17 protein-coding genes and 1 pseudogene are annotated in these 20932 nt (G+C 60.6%); 10 read left to right on the forward strand and 8 right to left on the reverse strand.

Going from position 1 to position 20932, the window contains the following annotated elements:
• The first annotated feature begins 234 nt into the window (after positions 1-234).
• The 7 genes from KHO30_RS09775 to KHO30_RS09805 all read left to right on the forward strand — a co-directional run bounded on the left by KHO30_RS09775 (position 235) and on the right by KHO30_RS09805 (position 8242).
• Positions 235-2517: an FdhF/YdeP family oxidoreductase gene (locus tag KHO30_RS09775; protein WP_211700719.1), complete on the forward strand. Its 2283-nt coding sequence runs from the start codon at positions 235-237 to the stop codon at positions 2515-2517.
• A gap of 120 nt (positions 2518-2637) precedes the next feature.
• On the forward strand, positions 2638-4026 hold the full coding sequence (locus tag KHO30_RS09780; protein ID WP_211700720.1) for a cytochrome ubiquinol oxidase subunit I: 1389 nt from the start codon (positions 2638-2640) through the stop codon (positions 4024-4026).
• Positions 4027-4030: 4 nt separating this feature from the next.
• Positions 4031-5038, forward strand: a complete 1008-nt coding sequence (cydB, locus tag KHO30_RS09785) for a cytochrome d ubiquinol oxidase subunit II (RefSeq protein ID WP_093636022.1) — start codon at positions 4031-4033, stop codon at positions 5036-5038.
• Between the two features lie 36 nt (positions 5039-5074).
• Positions 5075-5986 (forward strand): bestrophin family protein, encoded by a 912-nt coding sequence (locus KHO30_RS09790; protein WP_211700721.1) that lies wholly within the window; start codon positions 5075-5077, stop codon positions 5984-5986.
• 242 nt (positions 5987-6228) lie between these two features.
• Complete coding sequence (moaA, locus tag KHO30_RS09795) at positions 6229-7332, forward strand: GTP 3',8-cyclase MoaA (protein WP_211700722.1); 1104 nt, start codon at positions 6229-6231, stop codon at positions 7330-7332.
• A 45-nt stretch (positions 7333-7377) separates the two neighbouring features.
• A complete protein-coding gene (locus tag KHO30_RS09800) occupies positions 7378-7929 on the forward strand; it encodes a molybdenum cofactor biosynthesis protein MoaE (RefSeq protein ID WP_211700723.1) in 552 nt (183 codons plus the stop codon).
• 55 nt (positions 7930-7984) lie between these two features.
• Positions 7985-8242 (forward strand): MoaD/ThiS family protein, encoded by a 258-nt coding sequence (locus KHO30_RS09805; protein ID WP_211700724.1) that lies wholly within the window; start codon positions 7985-7987, stop codon positions 8240-8242.
• A 31-nt stretch (positions 8243-8273) separates the two neighbouring features.
• Here the strand turns inward: KHO30_RS09805 and KHO30_RS09810 are convergent, their stop codons facing one another.
• Positions 8274-9701, reverse strand: a complete 1428-nt coding sequence (locus KHO30_RS09810) for an aminotransferase-like domain-containing protein (protein ID WP_093636169.1) — start codon at positions 9699-9701, stop codon at positions 8274-8276.
• A gap of 273 nt (positions 9702-9974) precedes the next feature.
• Between KHO30_RS09810 and KHO30_RS09815 the strand changes: the two genes are divergently transcribed.
• Positions 9975-10964 (forward strand): LysR family transcriptional regulator, encoded by a 990-nt coding sequence (locus tag KHO30_RS09815; RefSeq protein ID WP_093636014.1) that lies wholly within the window; start codon positions 9975-9977, stop codon positions 10962-10964.
• 70 nt (positions 10965-11034) lie between these two features.
• Here the strand turns inward: KHO30_RS09815 and KHO30_RS09820 are convergent, their stop codons facing one another.
• Both KHO30_RS09820 and KHO30_RS09825 read right to left on the reverse strand, forming a co-directional pair.
• Entirely contained in the window at positions 11035-11838 is an 804-nt protein-coding gene (locus tag KHO30_RS09820; protein WP_093636012.1) for a family 1 encapsulin nanocompartment shell protein, read from the reverse strand.
• Positions 11831-12889 carry a Dyp-type peroxidase gene (locus KHO30_RS09825; protein WP_211700725.1) on the reverse strand — a complete coding sequence of 353 codons (1059 nt, stop codon included), beginning with the start codon at positions 12887-12889 and terminating at the stop codon, positions 11831-11833. Before KHO30_RS09825 ends, KHO30_RS09820 begins: the two co-directional genes overlap by 8 nt.
• Positions 12890-13430: 541 nt before the next feature.
• Between KHO30_RS09825 and KHO30_RS09830 the strand changes: the two are divergent.
• Positions 13431-14321, forward strand: a pseudogene (locus KHO30_RS09830) (LysR family transcriptional regulator); the annotation flags it as partial.
• 608 nt (positions 14322-14929) lie between these two features.
• Positions 14930-15364 carry an ester cyclase gene (locus KHO30_RS09840; RefSeq protein WP_211700726.1) on the forward strand — a complete coding sequence of 145 codons (435 nt, stop codon included), beginning with the start codon at positions 14930-14932 and terminating at the stop codon, positions 15362-15364.
• Between the two features lie 50 nt (positions 15365-15414).
• Here the strand turns inward: KHO30_RS09840 and KHO30_RS09845 are convergent, their stop codons facing one another.
• From KHO30_RS09845 to KHO30_RS09865, 5 genes are all read right to left on the reverse strand, one after another.
• Positions 15415-15558, reverse strand: coding sequence for a hypothetical protein (locus tag KHO30_RS09845; RefSeq protein WP_211700727.1), 144 nt, complete (start codon positions 15556-15558; stop codon positions 15415-15417).
• Positions 15559-15735: 177 nt separating this feature from the next.
• Entirely contained in the window at positions 15736-16812 is a 1077-nt protein-coding gene (locus KHO30_RS09850) for a porin (protein ID WP_093636005.1), read from the reverse strand.
• 80 nt (positions 16813-16892) lie between these two features.
• Positions 16893-17960, reverse strand: a complete 1068-nt coding sequence (locus KHO30_RS09855) for an ABC transporter ATP-binding protein (RefSeq protein ID WP_093636003.1) — start codon at positions 17958-17960, stop codon at positions 16893-16895.
• Positions 17953-19722, reverse strand: coding sequence for an ABC transporter permease (locus tag KHO30_RS09860; RefSeq protein WP_093636001.1), 1770 nt, complete (start codon positions 19720-19722; stop codon positions 17953-17955). Before KHO30_RS09860 ends, KHO30_RS09855 begins: the two co-directional genes overlap by 8 nt.
• Positions 19723-19822: 100 nt before the next feature.
• Positions 19823-20911, reverse strand: a complete 1089-nt coding sequence (locus KHO30_RS09865) for an ABC transporter substrate-binding protein (protein ID WP_093635999.1) — start codon at positions 20909-20911, stop codon at positions 19823-19825.
• Between the last annotated feature and the right edge of the window lie 21 nt (positions 20912-20932).

Consider the following 20932-nt stretch of genomic DNA (forward strand, 5'->3'; position numbering starts at 1 on the left):
GAGCCACCGCCACGTCATTGCCGACGGTGTACGGGGTCCCAGCCTGGGTGATCCGGGCGGTGTGACAGTGCTTGTGCTGCGTGTACTGTGCACGCCCGCCACGGATCGATCTGTACCTTTCACGATGCATCAACCTGATTAGACTGATCTCGTATCCACGCTCTATGCCGTGATGCGGCGTAACCTCAATCCGGATAGCCATCAGGCATCCTAATAAAGGCCATGGAGTTTCAGATGACCACACGACGCGAAGTGCCTGGAATCCGACCGTATGACGGACCCGCTGGGGGCTGGGGAGCGCTCCGGGCGACAGCTCAGGCTGTCCGGACCCAAATGGAAAGCATCGAGGCGCCGATCACATTGATGCGGACCAATCAGCCTGATGGCTTCGATTGTCCGGGTTGCGCGTGGCCTGACAAGGAGCACAAATCCACGTTCCAGTTCTGCGAGAACGGCGCCAAGGCGGTCACATGGGAAGCGACGACCAAGCGGGTGACGCCGGAGTTCTTCGAGAACAACACGGTGTCGTCGCTGCTGCAACGGACGGATTACGAACTGGAGGATCTCGGCCGCCTGACGCATCCGCTCGTCTACGACCGTGCCACGGACAAATTCCGGGCGGTCGAATGGGAGGATGCATTTGCTCGCATTGGTGAAGTGCTGAGCGGCTTGTCCTCGCCCGACGAGGCCGAGTTTTATACCTCAGGCAGAGCGTCGAACGAGGCCGCCTACCTCTTTCAGTTGCTTGCGCGGGAATATGGCACCAACAATTTCCCGGATTGCTCGAACATGTGCCACGAGCCAACCAGCGTTGGCTTGCCCCAGTCGATCGGAATCGGCAAAGGCACGGTATCGCTGGATGATTTCGACAAGACCGAACTGATCCTCTCGATCGGCCACAACCCGGGCACGAATCATCCCCGCATGATGGGGACGCTCCACGAATGTTCGCGGCGCAACGTGCCGATCATCGTGTTCAATCCTCTGCGCGAGCGCGCGCTGGAGCGCTTCGCTGATCCGCAGAGCGTTTTCGAAATGGCGACCTTCGCGTCGACCCGAATCGCGTCGACATATTTTCAGCTCGACGCCGGTGGAGACGCCGCCGCCCTCAAGGGCATCATGAAGGCGCTCCTGCAGATGGACGCGGAACAAGGCAACACGGTTCTGGACCACGAGTTCATTGCCACGCATACCCAGGGGTTCGACGCGTTTGCCGCCGATCTGGAAGCAACGTCATGGGACGATATCGAAAAGGCCAGCGGACTCACGCGAGAGGATATCGACGAGGTTGCGATTGCCTATGCAAAATCGAATGCGACGATTGTCACGTATGGCATGGGCGTTACCCAACATAACAAAGGTACCGCCAATGTCCGTCTGATTGCGGATCTGTTGTTATTGCGCGGGAACATCGGCAAACCCGGCGCAGGCATCTGTCCTTTGCGCGGGCATTCCAACGTGCAGGGGAACCGCACGGTCGGTATCACCGAAAAACCGTCCGCCACCTTCCTCAAGCAGATCGAAGATGTATTTGGCTTCAAGCCGCCTGCCGCGCACGGACACGATGCCGTCCAGGCGATGCAGGCAATGATCGACGGTACGGCCAAGGCGCTGATTTGCCTCGGTGGAAACTTCGCGGTGGCGTTGCCCGATTCCGAGCAGTGCTTTCCGGCCATGGGCAAGCTCGATCTGAGCGTCCATCTCGGTACCAAGCTCAATCGTTCGCACCTGCTGGTGGCAAAAGAAACGTACGTGCTGCCAGTTGTGGGGCGCACGGAACTGGATATCCAGGCGACCGGCCGGCAATCCATTACGGTCGAGGATTCCATGTCGATGGTCCACGCTTCTTCGGGCAAGCTGAAACCTGCTTCCGAACACTTGCTATCTGAGCCTGCGATCGTCGCCGGTATTGCGAGAGCTGCGTTACCGAATAGCAAGGTGGCATGGTCGGAACTGGTTGCCGACTACGACAAGATTCGGGACCTGATCGAGCAAACTGTGCCGGGATTCGAGGCATTCAACGCACGAATCAGAGTGCCGGGCGGATTCCGTATGCCGCTTCCCCCGACCGAACGCGTGTGGCCCACGCCGTCAGGCAAGGCGATGTTCTCGGTGTACGGCGGGGTGAAGGAAGATGCAGACGTTTTCGGCGCTGAAAATGTGCTGCGACTCATCACAATCCGCAGCCACGACCAGTACAACACCACCATCTATGCCATGGACGATCGTTACCGGGGCGTGTTCGGTCGCCGTGACGTGCTGTTTATGAACGAAGACGATCTTGCCGCACGTGGACTCGAGCATGGCGATCTGGTCGACATTGAAACGATTTCAGCGGGCAGGCAGCGAAGTTTGAAGAAAATAACGGTAATTGCTTACAACATCGCACCGGGTTCAGTGGCGGCATACTATCCTGAAGCGAACGTGCTGGTGCCGCTCGACTTTATCGATAAGGAGAGCGGCACGCCTTCGTACAAGTCTGTTCCGGTTCATGTTGTGCGCTCGGCACAAGCCTGACTTTGAGCGATGACGGGTCGATCAACCGGACCTACGCGTCCAGTTGACCGGCCTGCAGGATAGCGGGCGTGAACGCCGTTTTACGCAAATGCGGTTGTCACCTGGAGCCATTGATCAATTATGGAAATCTTCGATGCATTCCACCTTGCCAGGTTGCAGTTTGCGTTTACGGTTTCATTTCACATTATTTTTCCCGCGATCAGTATCGGCATGGCGAGTTTCCTCGCGGTGCTGGAATGGCGCTGGCTGCTCACCGGCGACGTTGCCTACAAGGAGATGTTCCAGTTCTGGTCGAAGATCTTCGCGGTCGGCTTCGGTATGGGGGTGGTCTCGGGCGTGGTGATGGCTTACGAGTTCGGCACCAACTGGAGTGGCTTTTCCAGCGTGGCCGGCAACGTCACGGGGCCGCTTCTGACTTACGAAGTGCTGACCGCATTCTTTCTCGAGGCGGGTTTTCTCGGCGTCATGCTGTTTGGCTGGCAACGCGTCAGTCCACGCGCGCACTTCTTTGCCACGCTGATGGTTGCGGTGGGCACGCTCATTTCCACGTTCTGGATTCTCGCGTCGAATAGCTTCATGCAGACGCCGCAAGGATTCGCTGTCGAGAACGGCCGGATCGTACCGGTCGACTGGATGAAGGTGATTTTCAATCCTTCGTTTCCGTATCGCCTCGCGCATATGACGATTGCCGCGTTCATCGTCGCGGGCTTCATCGTTGCCGCGTGCGGTGCGTGGCATCTGTTGCAGGGCCGGCGCGACAAACCCGTTACGCGTAGTTTTTCGATGGCGCTGTGGATTCTGCTTTTCCTGACGCCGATACAGATTTTCGTCGGCGATGCGCACGGACTCAACACGCGCAAGTATCAGCCGGCCAAGATCGCGGCGATTGAAGGCCTGTGGGAAACCGAGCACGGGGGCACTGCGCTCAATCTGGTCGGCCTGCCCGACATGGATGCGGAAGTGACGCGATACACGATCCAGATACCGCATCTGGGCAGCCTGATTCTGACGCACAGTTGGGATGGCGAGATTCGCGGCCTGAAAGAGTTTCCGCCCGAGGACCGTCCGTATTCGCCGATCGTATTCTGGACTTTCCGGATCATGGCGGGTCTCGGCATGTTGATGCTGTTGACCGCGCTGCTTGGTCTGCTGCTCAGAGTGCGTGGCCGTCTCTACGAGACGCGCTGGTATCAGCGTTTCGTCCTGTGCATGGGGCCTTCCGGAATCCTGGCGCTATTGGCGGGGTGGGTAACGACCGAGGTCGGGCGTCAACCGTGGACGGTCTACGGTGTCCTGCGCACTGCGGACTCTGTCTCGCCGGTCAGTTCCCAGCAGGTCGGCGTTTCCTTGCTGATTTTTGTGCTGGTGTATTTCCTCGTGTTCGGCATGGGCTTCTACTACATGATGAAGATGATGAAGCGCGGACCTGAAGAGCACGTCGAGCGCCGCGATTCCCGTCGGCATCCGGTCCTGCGTAATCGTCCGTTGGACGCACTGGAAGGGGAGTGACGCCATGCAAATCGATCTTCCTGTTGTGTGGGCCGCGATCATCGGACTCGGCGTTTTTATCTACGTGATGCTGGACGGCTTCGACTTGGGCATCGGCCTGCTGTTTCCGTTTTTCGAGGAGAAGGGCGACCGGCAAGTGATGCTCAATACCATCGCGCCGGTCTGGGACGGTAACGAGACATTCCTCGTGCTCGGCGGCGCCGGGCTTTACGGGGCGTTCCCGGTGGTCTATTCGACGCTGCTGCCGGCGAACTATCTCCCGCTGATCCTGATGGTGATCGGCCTGATCTTCCGCGGGGCGGCCTTCGAACTGCGCGCCAAGGCCGTCAGGACCCAACACGCGTGGGACCTCGCCTTCATTGGCGGTTCCGCGCTCGCGGGGCTCTGCCAGGGCATCGTGCTGGGGTCGCTGCTGCAAGGCATCAAGATCGTCGATGGCCGCTTTGCCGGCGGCGCGTTCGACTGGCTGTCGCCGTTCAGCCTGTTCTGCGGAATCGGCGTACTCACCACGTATGCGACGCTCGGTTGCGGCTGGCTTGTCCTGAAGACGGATGGCGAATTGCAGCACAAGATGCGTGAGGTGATGCGGCCGCTTGTGAGCATCCTGCTCGGGGTGATGGTCGTCGTGAGTCTATGGACGGTAATCGGCTTGCCGGCGGTTGCACATCGCTGGTTCGGCAGCGGCAATCTCGGCTGGTTTCTGCCGGTGCCGATTCTTGTGGTCGCTTGTGTGTGGGGCGTCTTCCGTTCGCTTCGCCAGAAGCACGAGGCGACGCCGTTCCTGCTCACGCTCGCGCTGTGCTTTCTCGGCTATAGCGGTTTGCTCATCAGCATCTGGCCGAACATCGTTCCGCCGTCGCTGACGATCTGGGAAGCATCGTCGAGCCACTCGAGCCAGTTGTTTGCGCTGGTCGGCACGGTGATCGTGCTGCCGATCATCCTTGTCTACAACGTCATGCAGTATCGCGTGTTCCGGGGCAAGGTGCGCGAAGGGGATGCCGGTTACCACTGAGGTGACGGCGCAGCCAGACCATTAGAAGAGCACATTATGATTGTGAGGCCAGGGCAGAACTGGTTCCGGCTGCTGTTTGTCTGGAACGGTTCCGTGTTGCAGTCGATTATTCCGCAGTTGGTTTTTATGGCCGCGGTCAGCAGTCTTGCTGTCGTGACGCAAGGGCGCATTTTCGGCGAGAAGATCCCACTTAATACGGCTCCGTTCACATTATTCGGCCTGGCGCTTGCGATCTTCCTGGCGTTCCGCAATAACGCGAGTTACGAGCGCTTCAATGAGGCGCGCCATCTTTGGGGCAGCATCCTGATCTCGGCGCGGGCGCTGACTTCGCAGATGCTGTGTTACGTGCCGCGGAGCGATCACCACGTTCAAATGGCTCATACGCTGATTGCGAGTGTGTACGCGTTGAAGCATCAACTGCGTGGGACCGACCCGACTTCCGATCTCGTTCGGTTTCTCGGACGTACGCGCACCGAGGCATTGCAGCACACCTGCTACAAACCGACCGCGCTGCTCAATGAGCTTCGTCGCGACTTTGCCGATCTGCAAGTTCGGGCCTTGATGTCGGATACCCAGCTCTGGATGCTGGACGCGCAGATCAACGAATTGGGAAAGACGGTGGGAGGGTGTGAACGGATCGCATCGACGCCGATTCCGTTTGCCTACAGTGTGCTGCTGCACCGCACTGTCTACGCCTATTGCGTTTTGTTGCCGTTCGGTCTGGTCGATTCGACGGAGTTCTTCACGCCGCTTCTTTGTGTTTTCATTTCCTATACGCTCATTGCGCTCGAAGCGATTGCTAGCGAAGTCGCCGAGCCTTTTACCGTCGCGCCGAATGCGCTGGCGCTTGATGCTATGACGCGCAACATCGAGCGTTCGATTCTCGAGCTTTGCGGCTGTGAAATTCCGGCTGAGGTCGTACCGGTGCGCGCGTACCAGCTGACTTAGGGGGCGTTCTTCGGCTCGTCCGGGCACAGCTCCCAGCAGGGTGTGTATCAGCCTCGCCGTCGCTCGCGATACGGCGCGCGAACTGTACTCCTGAAATTCGACACAGACTGTGCGTCCCGAGGGCGAGTCCGACACACTATCCTGCCAGCAGGTCAATGACGGACCGGCGGCTGTCCCGGTTGGAAAGATCGACTACCGCCAGACCCTCGCTCCGTTTGCCGCCGCCCACCTTCGGATAGATCGTGAACATCGTCCACCAGCCTATATTCGCCGACACAGAATCCCACCATGGCGTATCCGCCGGTGCTGTCACGACCACGCTCGACACGCTCGATCGTCCACTGCGGGATTTACGCCTGTCCGTCATCGATCAATGCAATTTCCGCTGTACGTACTGCATGCCGCGGGAGACCTTCGGCGCAGACTACCGGTTCCTGCCGTCTTCGGAACGTCTGTCGTTTGAACAGATGCTCAAGCTCGCGAAAGCGTTCGCACTGCTCGGGGTGGAGAAAATCCGCATCACGGGCGGCGAACCGCTCCTGCGGCGTGGACTCGAATCCCTGATCGAGCAACTCGCGAAACTGACCACACCCAGCGGCAAACCGCTGGAGCTCGCGCTGACGACAAACGGCTCCCTGCTTGCCGCAAAGGCGCGTTCGTTGCGTGACGCCGGCCTCGGTCGCGTGACGGTGAGTCTCGACGCGGTGGACGATGCCATATTCCGCCGGATGAGTGACGTCGATATGCCCGTGTCGCGGATCCTGGATGGGATCGAGGCCGCGCGCGCGGTGGGACTCCACCCGGTCAAGGTCAACGCCGTGATCGAGCGAGGCGTTAACGACAGCCAGATCCTCCCGCTCGTGCGGCAGTTCAGGGGCACCGGCGTGGCCGTGCGCTTCATCGAATTTATGGACGTTGGCGGCGCGGGCGGCTGGTCGAACACGAAGGTGATCACGGCGCGCGAGACGCGTGACATCGTCGAATCGGCGTTTCCTCTCGTTCCTGTCGTGGTTCGTGAACAGACGGGCACCGCCGTCAACTATCGCCATGCCGACGGTACAGGCGAAGTCGGCTTTATCGCGAGCGTATCGCAGCCGTTCTGCGGGTCGTGTTCGCGCGCTCGTGTATCGGCCGACGGTCAACTTTATTCATGTCTTTTCGCCACGCATGGCACGGACCTCAAGCCCTGGCTCACTGAGGCCGCTTCAGTCGAGCAACTGGCTGGGGTCGTCCGCAGCCGATGGACCCAGCGCGACGATCGCTACTCCGAGCTTCGCTCGACGCCGCGTCGGCCAGGATCGGGGAAAGCCTATCCCACCGTCCGCATGTCGCTGGTCGGCGGTTGAGGCCTGACGAGTCCTTGCGAAGCAGGCACAGACCGGAGTTCTGCCATGACAACACCGTCGCCCAGCGATCGCGCACAGCTTGACGTGGCGCATGTCGGCAAGCGTGCAAACGATCCTGCGCTTGTCCAGGCCACGATCGCGTCGGGCTTCGAAGTGCGGGTCCAGCTTCAGCCGATCGACATCCAGTCGGAAATCATGCCGGTCACGCGCAATCCCAACGTTGGCGCGATCGTGAACTTCCTCGGCGTGGTACGTCATTGCGGCGATTTCGACGACGTGGTCGCACTCGAGCTCGAGCACTATCCGGGGATGACCGAGCAGTCGTTCAGCAGCATCGTCGAAGAAGCCATCGCACGATGGCACTTGGAGGCGGTGAAGATCGTGCATCGGGTGGGCCGCGTCGCGCTTGGCGAGGCGGTGGTGCTCGTCGTGGTCGCCGCGCCGCATCGCAGGGCAGCATTCGACGCGTGCGAATTCCTGATGGACTTCCTGAAGGCCCATGCACCGCTCTGGAAGAAGGAAATCCGCCGTGACGGAGAAGTCAGATGGGTCGAGGCCAAGACGCGCGACGAACAGGCGATGTTGCGGTGGGGGTGATGCGCGATTCGCTCAGATCATGCGCCAACATCGCGCAGGCAACAGGAACAGACGAATGAAACTCACAATCAGATACTTCGCTAGCGTTCGCGAACAACTCGGCATCTCGCACGAGATCGTGCACGTAGACGCGCTCGAACTTCCCGTTGACTCCCTGCGGGTCAGGCTCGCGTCGAGAGACGAGCGGATGGCCGAGGCACTGCGCGTGGGCCGGCCGCTGCGCACAGCCGTCAATCACGAGATGGTCGCCGACACCTTTGTCGTACGCGAGGACAGCGAAATCGCGTTCTTTCCTCCGGTGACGGGCGGCTGAGGCTCCTGCCTTCAAGATCCCAATCGAGCCGTTACCTGGCGCACATCGCGACGAGCTTGCCCACAGTAATCACCGCCTGTTCGATCTCGCTTGACCAGGGACTGCTGTAATTGAGGCGGATGAAGTTCCGATAGGTCGTCTCCGAGACCGAGAACATGTAGCCCGGTCCGATGGTGATACCTTGCTCGAGCGCGAGGTTATAGAGCCGCATGGCATCGACCTTGGGCGGCAGCTCGATCCACAGCACATATCCGCCCGCGGGGTTGGACATGCGGGTGCCTTCAGGAAAGAAGCGCGAGACGGTCGCCTTCATCAGATTGGCCTGCTGCGCATACGCTCTGCGCACCCTTCGCAGATGATGCTCATAGCCATCGCGTTCGAGGAATTCGGCAATCGCCATTTGTGGAATCGACGGCGAGGTTAGCGTATTCAGGAACTTGAGTTTTTCCACCTGATCGCGATATCGGCCCGGCAGCGCCCAGCCAATCCGGTAGGCTGCCGTGAGGGTCTTCGAGAACGAGCCGCAGTGCAGCACCAGCCCCTTCGTATCGAAGGACTTCAACGTGCTGGGATGCGTGCTGTCATAGTGAAGCTCGTTGTAGACGCCGTTCTCGATGACCGGAATGTCCCGCTTCGTCAGGAATTCCACGAGTTCGCGCTTGCGTTCGTCGGGCATCAGAAAACCCAGCGGATTCTGGAAGTTCGGCATGACCATGCAGGCCGTGATGGTCTGCGACTCCACGATCGCGGCGAGCGCTTCAATATCGATGCCGTGCTCCGGATGCGTCGACACCTCGATCGCTTTCATGCCCATCCGTTCGATTGCATGGAGCATCGCGTAGAACGTCGGTGACTCGACCGCGATCACATCGCCGGGCTTCGCGACCGCCTGCAGGCACAGATTGATCGCCTCAGTTGCGCCGACCGTGATGATGATCTCGTTCGGATCGACGGCCATGCCGTTCTCGAGGTAGCGTCGCGCGATCTGCCGCACAAGCGCCGCATTGCCGGGCGGCAGCGCGTCGGTCACGCCCCAGCGCGTCTTGCCGCGTCCCGCGTCGTAGGCGTAGCGGTTGATCCTTTCGAAGGGAAAGAGGCCAGGATCCGGGTAGGGCGAACCGAGCGGCACGGCATCGTCGACACCGATCGAGCGCAAGGTGGACAGCACCAGCCGGCTCACGTCGACCGGCGACGAAATCGGAATCGGTTTCGACGGCCGCAGTTCGAGCGTTTTCCGTTCACCCCCGTCGCCCCGGAAGTTGACGAAATAGCCCGACTGAGGCCTCGCCGTCAGCAAGCCACGGCTTTCGAGCAGCAAATAGGCGCGGATGACAGTCGTCACGCTGAGCCGATGCTGCTGGCTGGTCTGCCGTACCGATGGGAGGCGTTCGCCATGCCCATACACGCCTTGGCGGATCAGCTTCTCGATGTCATCTGCCAGCTTCTCGTAGAGATTCATCGGACGATTCCCTTGGCGTTCCGCAGCGGCACGTTGCATCGGCCTCTCCCCCGGCTGGCAAGCGCTCGACTCGCCATGCCGCCGCCCGGTGCAAGGAGCGTAGCAGAACTGTACTGACCCGAGTCGGCCCGATGTGTGCACTCAGCGACTGATGACCCAGCCTTAACCTGTTCTCCATCGAATACGCATTGCCAGGCCGCCTCGCAGGGGCCTTCCGATGCGTAAAAACTGGTTCGAATCATGCGAGATCGGTACAAAGGGAGGTTGGGCACTATGAATCTGCTAGAAGCCATGCGGATTTACGTCAGGGTGGTTGAGCGCGAGAGTATTTCCGGCGCGGCACGGGACCTCAATATCGGGCAGCCGGCTACCAGCGAACGTATCGAGCGGCTGGAGAAATACCTCGGCTGCCGGCTCCTGCTCCGTAGCGCACGCGCTTTCAATTGCACGCCCGAAGGCGTCACGTTCTACGAGCGTAGCAAAGCGATTCTGCTCGCCGTGGAGCAGGCCGTTGCTGAAGTGTCGAACGACGGGCAGGATCTCAAGGGAACGATTCGCATCGCGGCGCCGCATTGCTTTGGCGAGACGGTCGTGCCGGAAGCGTTGACCCTCGTGCGCGCAGCTTATCCGCAACTGGACCTGGAGCTGGTCCTGAACGACCGGATCGTCGATCTCGTGACGGAGGGCGTCGATATTTCGTTTCGTCTTGGGCAACTTGGGGAAGGGGCGTTCATTGCCCGTCAGCTGGGGCAGGTTGGGCGCGTTCTTGTTGCCGCGCCAGGCTATCTCAGCCAGCACGGTCCGATCACCGAGCCGTCTGAACTGGTCAAGCATCCGTTCATTCGGGTTCAGGGCATGTTCGGCACGGATCAGTTGCCGCTCAGGCACATGGCGAACATCGTGGAGAGCGCGCCGATCCGTACTGCGATCAAGACCAGTCATTGGCGGCCCATGTATGAAATGATCCTGTCCGGCGCCGGCATCGGGGTGCTGGAAGAGCCGGCATGCGTCGATGCGCTTGCGGAGGGCAGGCTCGTACGCATACTGCCGGAATTCGAGGTGCTGCCCTTCGATCTGAATGTCCTGATTCAGGCGCAACGTCCGGTGCCGCCACGGGTACGGATGATGGTGACGATGTTGAGAAAGTGCACGTCGGAAATCCTCGAACGGGCGCACGTCGACTACGGCGAAGTGACGAGTCGCCTGGAAGTAGTTCCCGACGATGATGTGTCCGCACTTCTAACACCATCGTTGCGGGCCTGAACGTGCAACGATGGCTGAGGCCGGGATATCTGGCAACCCCCGGCAACCGATAGCAGGAATCGGAAGGTGCTTACTCTGCCTGCGTCAACGACACCGACGCTTCGCTCGTCAGCATCAGGAATGTCAGCGTCTCGCACAGATAGAGGCGCACCACCGTGTCGGTATGGCTCACATATCCGATCGACAGTTCTTCGCCGAGATGTAACTCGAAGTCGCCGCCACGCGTGGATAGCACGCTGCCGCCGGCAAGCGCGGGCGCCCAGATGATGTCGCCATTCACGATGCGCTTGATGTGTTCGATCACCGGATAGCCCTGATCGCGCGCCTCGCCGAGCGCCGTATATGCGTCGGCGCCGAGCAGCACGGAATAGGGCCCGTCCACGCCAGCAAGCCGCAGCTCTTCGAGCGCGTTGCTGATCGTGTTCGGATAATCGCTGACGTCGGCCGGCAGTGCGAGCGACGGATTCGACGAGCCTTCGCGAAGCCCGCCAATGCCCGCAGCCTTATATCCATCGAAAATCGCGCGATCTTCGGCATAGGCGAGCTGCTTGGCTGCTTCCTTCGCGGGCTGCCAGTCGGCGTCTTTCGCGCCGCGCACGACGCTGTCGATTGCTTCGCGCTGCAGCTCGAACGGCACGGTCAATTGCACGAGGCTCTTTACCTCAGCCAGCTTCGCCACGACGCCCTGCTGCGGCGCGGCGATTGCGATCTGATGCCCCGTGCCGACGCCAGACAGTTCGGTTCCGCCAGGACCCTTGACATCGACCACACGACGGCCGGCGACGCTGCGCTTGAACGTGCGCGCCACTTCGTCTTCGAGCTGCGACCAGGCGGCACGGGAGATGGGGGCAAGCTCGCGATGCAGATTATTCATGTTGAGAGATTCCCTTGAGAGAGCCAATGTTCAGCGAGCCGTCGTGACGCGACTCGGCGGATGAAGTTGATTCGAGCGGTTGCTCGACAACGGCGGCGGCCGCTTGCGGATCGCGATCTGCGAGCGCTTCGAGCAAGGTGGCCGACGGGATGAAGAAGAGGTTGCCCGTGACCGCGCGGCTGTAGTCGAGCAGCCGGTCGTAGTTGCCCGGCGGCCGCCCGACGAACATGTTTTCCATCATCTGCTCGATAGGCTCGGGCGAACGCGCATAACCGATAAAGTAGGTGCCGAACTCGCCCATGCCGGGGCGGCCGAACGGCATGTTGTCGCGGAGGATTTTCACTTCCTCGCCGTTCTCGGTGATCGTGGTGAGCGAGCTGTGTGAACACGTCGGTTTGACCGCTGCATCGAGCTCAATGTCGGCCAGTTTCGTACGGCCGATAATGCGCTCCTGAGTCTCGACGGAAAGCGAATTCCAGCCGGTCATGTCGTGCAGATACTTCTGCACGATGACATAACTGCCGGCCTCGAACTCCGGGTCCTCGTCACCGATGCGGGTGAAATCGACAGCCTCGCGACCCTGCGGATTCTCGGTGCCGTCAACAAAGCCCACCATGCTGCGCAGATCGAAGTTGCGAAAACCGTGTACTTCCTCGATGACCGAGACCGCCGTACCGAGCCTTCCTGTCAGCTGCGTGGCGAGCTCGAAGCAGAGATCCATCTGATCCGCGCGGATGTGCAGCAGGATATCCCCCGGCGTACTCACGGCGCGGCGTTCGCCGGCGCCGAATTCGCGGAACGGATGCAAACTCGCCGGGCGCGGGGCGCCGAACAACGTGTCCCACACGTCGGAGCCGAAGCCGACCACGCATGACAGGTTGCCGGAGGGGACGCGCTTGCCGACCGAGCGCACCAGGGCGGCAACGTCCCCGCACCACGCACGCACCTGTTCAGCGGGCTCCTGGCCGGGCGCGAGGGTCGCGACGATGAAGATCGCGCTACGTGTGATGTCATTACAGACGGCTTGCGATTCTGGGGTGTCTTTGGGCATCGGATTGAATATTGATGAACCGTTATTGATTCCGGGAATGGAGCGAATGTCTTTCCGCCTTCGCGATCATCTGTCTAAGGCTCGCGCAAATTTTTCGTCCGGATGATTGAGGCATGTGTGCTGCCGCAGCCGCCGCAAGTACACATTAAGCGTTGCTTCGTCATCAGGAGGTGCGCAGATATACGTGACATTGTCGATGTTCAACTATGCGTCCAGAGATGTTATACCGCCCAGGCACATTATGGAAACAGTGCAAAGGATCGGGGCGAGTCCGAATGCTGCATCCTGAAGGCAAACCGGCGGCCCGATTGCGTTTTGCATGCTGGCCGGCCGGCAAGGTATCAAGCGGCGTCAGGCGAGATCATGTGCCGATAAAGTTCGACATGGTTTTGTCGTAAATCTCTGCTTCTCATTCGATACTTCATATCGGACTGGCGGCCTTTTATTCTCCTGTCATATCGTTACCATCCGTTCAAGGCTGTCTATCGCAGCAAGAAAGGCTGCGTCAGATAATTCGCATTGCGAATGGAGGTGGGGTGCGGTGAATCTGCTCGAAGCCATGCGCATCTACGTCAGGGTGGTTGAGCGTGGGAGTATCTCCGGCGCGGCACGGGACCTCAATATCGGACAGCCGGCCGCGAGCGAACGCATCGAGCGGCTGGAGAAGTACCTTGGCTGCCGGCTCCTGCGCCGTAGCGCACGCGCTTTCAATCGCACGCCCGAAGGCGTCACCTTCTACAACTGTAGCAAGAGGATTCTGCACGCCGTGGAACAGGCGGTCGCTGAAGTGTCGAGTGACGAGCAGGGTCTCAAGGGAACGATTCGTATCGCGGCGCCTCATTGTTTTGGCGAGACGGTCGTGCCGGAAGCGTTGACGCTGGTGCGCGCAGCCTATCCGCAACTGGACCTGGAGCTGGTCCTGAACGACCGGATCGTCGACCTGGTGACGGAGGGCGTCGATATTTCGTTTCGTCTTGGACAACTTGGCGAAGGGGCGTTCATTGCCCGTCAACTGGGGCAGGTTGGGCGTGTTCTCGTCGCCGCGCCGGGTTACCTGAGTCAGCACGGTCCGATCACCGAGCCGTCTGAACTGGTCAAGCATCCGTTTATTCGGGTTCAGGGCATGTTCGGCACGGATCAGTTGCCGCTCAGGCACATGGCGAACATTGTGGAGAGCGCGCCGATCCGTACCGCAATCAAGACCAGTCATTGGCGACCCATGTATGAAATGATCGTTTCGGGCGCCGGCATCGGGGTGCTGGAAGAGCCGGCATGCGTCGATGCGCTTGCGGAGGGCAAGCTGGTCCGAATCCTGCCGGAATTCGAGCTGCCGCCATTCGAACTGAATCTCCTGAGTCAGACCCAACGCCAGATACCCATGCGGGTACAACTGATTGTGACGATGCTAAACCATTGCACGCCGGAAATCCTCGGCAGAGCGCGCGCCGAGGTCAAAGCCCACCTCGACCGATACCATGAATCGGAAATAAACAAATGGCACGCGATGCGAAAATCACTATCTTTGATAGACAACGTAGCCGAGTCAAGGAGCTATCAAATGGCACAACAGTTGATCGTCGCGGTTTTCGACAGTGTGGACGTCGCCGAAAGAGCCGGTCGGGATTTCCGGAATTTTGAGGAAAAAGACCTTGATTTCAAAATCGAAAGTGGCGTGCTGGTTCAAAAGGACGCAACAGGTAAGCTGGTCCTGCTCGACAAGCAAACCCGGCCGTTTTGGGGCACAGTGATCGGTGCGCTGACGGGCGGTTTGATTGGGATGCTTGGTGGACCGGCAGGGGCGCTACTTGGCTTCACGATAGGGGCGAGCGGTGGACTGGCTGAGCATGCGATCAAGGCGACGTTCGACGACGACCTGGTCGCATCGATATCCGGCAAACTGACCCCGGGCCACGTGACATTCATCCTCGAGGCGCAGGAGGCGTCACCGTTTGAAGTCGACAATATCGTGCTCGGTTACGGCGGGAGTGTGTTTCGCAAACCGCTTGCCTGACCGTGTGCATTCTTCAGGAGTAACCGGACATGGCCGTATCTACCGACGAAGCTACCACTCGTGAAGCGATTGAAGGGCTCTATCGCGCCTTCGAGCAGAAAAGCGTCGTGTTGTTACGAAAGGTCGTTACGCCCGATTGGGAATACATTCCTGAGCCCGCTGGGGCGGCGCCGGGACCTGACCAGATGGTTCAAATATTCGCGAACATCGCCACAGCACTGCCGGATATGAAAATCACCATTCTCGACGTGTTGATTCATGGAGACCGGGTGGGCGTTCGCGCAGAGATCACGGGCACGCAAACCGGGACGCTACTGGGCATTGCGGCCAGTTCCAAACACATCAGCTTCGCGATTCACTCTTTCCATCAGATGCGCGGAAATTTAATTGCGAAGACGTGGCATCTTGAAGACTGGCTATCGGTGTTCCGGCAACTTGGACAGTTGCCACCAGCGCTTGAGTAATCTTGAGTTGCGCGAGGGCGGACGCATAAGCGCCGGGGAAGATGCCGATGCTAGTGATGCATGGCTGCAGCGACGAGAAGGTGAAACGGAAGCACGAGTAGTGCCGTGCCGCCCACGCCAAGCAGCCACAATGCAACGAACCACAGCAGGCTGTGGCGAGGCGTCTTACGGGTATCACGGCTTACCTGGGACATGGCATGGCTCCTGTCGGCGAGTGCTCCGTTTGCCTGATGCATTCTAGGCGAATGGACTGCCCGAATCCATCTAAAAGCAAACGAGCAGGGCGCGGCGAAGAATTGACCTTCGCCGCGCCTCGCTTCGCTTTGCTTTGGATGCCTGCACGCCTCTATGCGTCATCCGTTCATGATGCGTCAGAACCGGTGCTGAATCCCCGCCGTGACACCCGCTTGCGTATCCGCCGCGCCAGTCAGATCACGCGACAGGCTGACCGCGTTGTCATGCTTGGCCATCGCGTAACCGCCCGCCATATACAGCACCGTCCGCTTCGACAATGCGTATTGCGCGCGCAGCGAGAACAGCGTCGGATCGGCGTCGCTCGCGTCCTTGATGTCCTGATGGTAGACCGCGGCAAACAGCGAGAAGAACGGCGTCACATCGTATTGGCCGCCGACCCAGTACATATCGCTGCGCAAGGTCGGCGCGGCGGTGTGGAAGGTGCGCCGATAGTTGCGATAACCGGCCATGGCCTTCACCGTGCCGAAGTCGTAGCTCAAGCCCGCGTGGATGCCTTGAATGTAGTTGGTGGTATCCGCGGGCGTCACGCTGTCGTTCGCGCCGTTCTGCCGGTCGAAGGTGGCGACGACGGCAAACGGACCGTTCTCGTAGCCGAGACCGAAGTCGTACTTGGAGCTCGACTTCATGCTGCCCGGCACGTTGCCGAAGCCGTACATGGCGCCGAACTTGAAGCCGGCGTACGTGCCGTCATAGCGCACGGCGTTGGCCGAGCGCGAGAACAAGCCGTCCTTACGACCACCGGTAGCAGTGGATGACGTCGCCCACGAATAGTTCGGCGCGTAACCCATCGGGTCGAACTGCAGCATGTAGTCGTAGGTGGTCGTGAAATTGCGGCCGAGCGTGATTTGCCCGAAGCGGTTTTTCAGGCCGATTGTGGCGCGGCGGTCGAAGATCGCGCCGGGACCGTCGTCGAACTGGCCGTTCGCGACGTTGATGCCGCTCTCCAACTGGAAGACCGCCTTCAGTCCGCCACCGAGGTCTTCGACGCCACGCAGGCCCCAGCGCGAGGTGTTCTTGCCGCCCGAGACGAGGCGCGCAGCGCCGCCGTCCTTGCTCGCATGATTCACGTATTCGACGCCCGCATCGACGATCCCGTACAAGGTCACGCTCGATTGCGCATGCGCCGTTGCTGCAAATCCAGCGAGGCCGGCGCACGTCACGCCGAGGGTCGCCTTTGTCATGCTCCACTTCATCAACAGTCTCCTGTGCTTGGTTTATTCACTTCGGTTGGGGATACGGTGTGGCTGGGTCCATCAGCACGTTTGAACTCGCTTCAGCCCGCCTGTGCGAAGGCCCAGCAGTCGTTGGCCGGGAATTCGATCCAGTGACGGCCGGCGGCGCGCGGCACATGGCCGAAGGCGCGTAGGCGCAGATCGCCGCAATGGAACAGGTATTCCCATCGATCGCCGAGATACATCGACGTGATGAGGTCGGCCTCGAGGCGGTTTGCGCCTGGGCCATCGGTGACCTGCACGCGCTCGAGGCGAATCACGGCCTGCGCGTTTTGCCCGGTGGTAAGCGCTTCGCGCGCCTGGGCTTGCAATTGCCAGCCGTCGCCGGCCAGCGTCACGCGTTCACCGTCGACCGCGGCAACGCGCGCGTCGATCCGGTTATTGCTGCCCATGAATTCCGCGGTATAGAGCGAGCGGGGCGCGCCATACAGTTCGGCGGGCGTGCCTTCCTGTTCGATGCGGCCATTGCGCAATAGCAGGATGCGGTCGGACATCGCCATCGCTTCGGTCTGGTCGTGCGTGACGCACAACGCGGACAGGCCGAGCGATACGATCAGTTCGCGCAACCAGGCGCGCGCTTCTTCACGCAGCTTGGCGTCGAGATTCGACAGCGGTTCGTCGAGCAGAATGACGGGCGGGTTGTAGACCAGCGCCCGCGCAATCGCCACACGCTGTTGCTGGCCGCCGGAAAGCTGATACGGATAACGCGCGGCGAGATGACCGAGGCCGAGTTGGTCGAGCGCAGACTGCACGCGTTTTTTTTGCTCCGCGCTTGATACGCGCCGCAACTTCAATCCATAGCCCACGTTGTCCGCCACCGTGCGATGCGGCCACAGCGCATATGACTGAAACACCAGCCCAAGCGAGCGTTGTTCGACCGGCAGGTCGACTTTGGACGCACCGTCGAAAAACACCTTGCCGTCCAGTTCGATACGGCCCGAAGACGGTTGTTCGAGTCCCGCGACTGCGCGCAGCAGGGTGGTCTTGCCGCTGCCCGATGCGCCCAGCAGGCATACCACTTCGCCGGGGTTCAGTTCGAACGACACGCCCTTCAGGATCGGGTTGTCGCCATAGCTGAGAAACAGGTTGTCGACCGAGAGCTTATCCATGCAATTTCACTCCGAAGCGCAGGGCGACGCCGAGTCCGACGCCGACCATCGCGATGTTGATGACAGAAAGCGCCGCGACCTGATCGACCGCGCCGGTCGCCCACAGCGACACCAGTAGCGCGCCGATCACTTCCGTGCCGGGCGAGAGCAGATAGACGGCGGTCGAGTATTCGCGCTCGAAGATCATGAAGATCAAGAGCCATGCCGCGAGCAGACCGAAACGCACGAGCGGCAGCGTCACGTCGAGACTGACGCGCGCGCGGGTGCCGCCGACGCTGCGTCCCGCTTCTTCGAGTTCGGGGCCGACCTGCAGCAACGCGCTTTGAATCAGGCGCATGCCGTACGCGAGCCACACGACCGTGTACGCGATCCAGATGCTCCACATGGAGTTCTTCAGTTCCTTCAGGCCGGGCACGAAGAGGAAGATCCACAGGAAGGCGAGACCGGCGAGCAGGCCGGGCACCGCACGCGGCAGCAGAACGAGGTAGTCGAGCAGGCGCGTGGCCCAGTCGTTGCGGCGATGACCGGCAAAGGCGACCAGCGAATAGAAACCCACTGCGAGCGCGCCACCGAGCACGCCGATGCCGAGCGTATTGAGAATCGCGCGGACCAGGTTGTCCTGTTCGAACAACTCGGTGAAGTTGGCGAGCGTCAGCACTTCGGCGAGATTCACGCCTTCGCCCCAGTTGGTGACGAACGCGCGCAGCGTGATGCCGGAGAGCGGCACGAACACCGTGAGCAGCAGCCACAGCGCGACGATCGCCAGCGCAACCCAGCGCCATGCGCCGAGCGGCAGTACGGTTTGACGTCCTGCCTTACCCTTGACCGTGACGAAGCGGTTCGCGCTCTTCAGCAGGCGTCGTTGCAGCAGCACGAGCGGGAACGTGATTGCGACGATGCACACGGCGACCGCGGCCATCAGGTGATACGAAGGCACGCCGAGCTTGTTGGTGAGCTTGTACAGATACGTCGCCAGCACGAGGTGACCTTCGGGGTCGCCGAGTACGAGCGGCAGACCAAACACTTCGAAGCCGAGGAAGAACACCAGCACGCCGGCGAACAGCAAGGCGGGCAACGTCATCGGCAGACTGACGTCGAGCGCGACACGGAACGGTCGCGCACCGGCGACGCGCGCCGCTTCTTCGACGTCCGAGCCGAGATTGCGCAGCGCCGCCGACGAATACAGGTACACGTGCGGCACATGCGTGAGGCCGACGATGATCGTAATCGCGAGAATCGAGTACACGCTCCATGGCGCTTCGGCGGTGCCGAACAGTGCCTTCCACCAGACCGAATAGAAGCCGACCGGACCGGCCGCGACCACATAGCCGAATGCGAGCACCATCGGCGAAACGAATACGGGGGTGAGCAGCAGCGGTTCGAGCCAGCGGCGGCCCGGCAGGTCGGTGCGCACCATCAGGAACGCGAGAATGCCGCCGAGTGGGATCGAGATGAACAGCATCCCTGCCGCGATGACGAAAGAGTTCTTCAGCGCGGACCAGAAGTCGGGGTCGCTGAAAATGAATTCGAAGCCGGCAAGACCGAGCGTGCGTTTGGCGTCGAAGAACGGCGCGTTCAGCACGCTCTGGAACAGAATGAAGCCGAGCGGCAGCGCCACCGCGACGGTCAGCACCGCGATGACGAGCCAGCGCAGCAGCCCCGCAAACGGCTGCAGACCGCCGCGCGGCAGCGCGCCTATCGTGCCGCCGTCGGCCGCGAGAGGTGGGGCATCGCGGTGTCCGGTTGCGCTAGTGGAAAGCATGAGTGTCCCCCTGCAGCGTGAAAGCCGCATATCGACAGGTAGTGAAGGAAGGCGCGGCGTCCGCGCGTTTCAGCGTGGACGCCGTCAGGTCAGCCGAGGCTTAGCGCTTGATCGACTGTTGCCATTGCTTGAGGAATTCAAGCCGCTTGGACTGGTCGAGATAAACCAGCAGGCCGGAGCCGATCGGGATCGGCTTTAGTGAGTCGCCGAGTTGTTTCGTGAGACCCGCCATCGACGTTTCGCCTTCGACGTCCGCGCGAATCGAGAACAGGCTCGCCTGGTTCGCGAGCAAGGTCTGGCCGCGTTGCGACAGCAGGTAATCGACCCACAGCTTTGCGGCGTTCGGGCTTTGCGCCTTCTTCGAAATCGTCACGAGGCGGCTCACCACCAGCGTGTAGTCCTTCGGATAGACGTAGCCGATCGACGGGTCCTTCTTCGCTTTGGTGAGCGCGTAGGAGCCGAGAATGTTGTAGCCGATCAGGTTCTCACCCGAAGAAATGCGCTCCATCATCGCGCCAGTACTCGATTGCAGTTTCGGGCCGGTTGCACCCATTGCTTTCACGAGGTCCCACGTGACTTGCGGATTGACGCGCGCATCTTGCGTCAGATAGTTGAAGCCGACACCAGATTTTTCGATGTCGTACGTGGTGACCTTGCCCTTGAATTGATCCGGTTTGCTTTGCAGCAGCTTGATCAGATCGGCGCGGGTTTGCGGCACTTCCCCTGCGGCCAGCAGGCGCTTGTTGTAGACGATCGCCAGCGGCTCATACGTGGTGCCGTACGCCTGCTTCTGGTACTGCGCCCATTGAGGCAACTGCTTCGCTTCGGGCGATTCGTAACTCGCCATCAGACCGTCGTTGACGAGCTTGACCTGCAGGTCCATCGCCGAGCTCCACAGCACGTCGGCGCTCGTGCTGCTGGCCGCGTTTTCGCTGATGTAGCGGTTGTACAGCTCGGTGCTGTTCATGTCGTTGTATTCGACCTTGACGCCATACAAGCTTTCAAAATCCTTGATGAGCGGGCGCACGAGGGCCGTGTCCGTGACCGAATACACGATCAGCTTGCCTTCCTTCTTTGCCCCGTCAACGGTGGTCTGATAATCGCTAGGATAACCGGCCGGAAAGGCCGCCCATGCTGAGTTTGCGGCGAATGCAACGGCTACGGCGAGATACTTCAAAGAGATTTGCACGTCTTCCTCCAGAAAACATTG

It is taken from the genome of Paraburkholderia aspalathi (assembly GCF_905220735.1).
In the GTDB taxonomy this organism is placed as follows: Bacteria; Pseudomonadota; Gammaproteobacteria; order Burkholderiales; family Burkholderiaceae; genus Paraburkholderia; species Paraburkholderia aspalathi.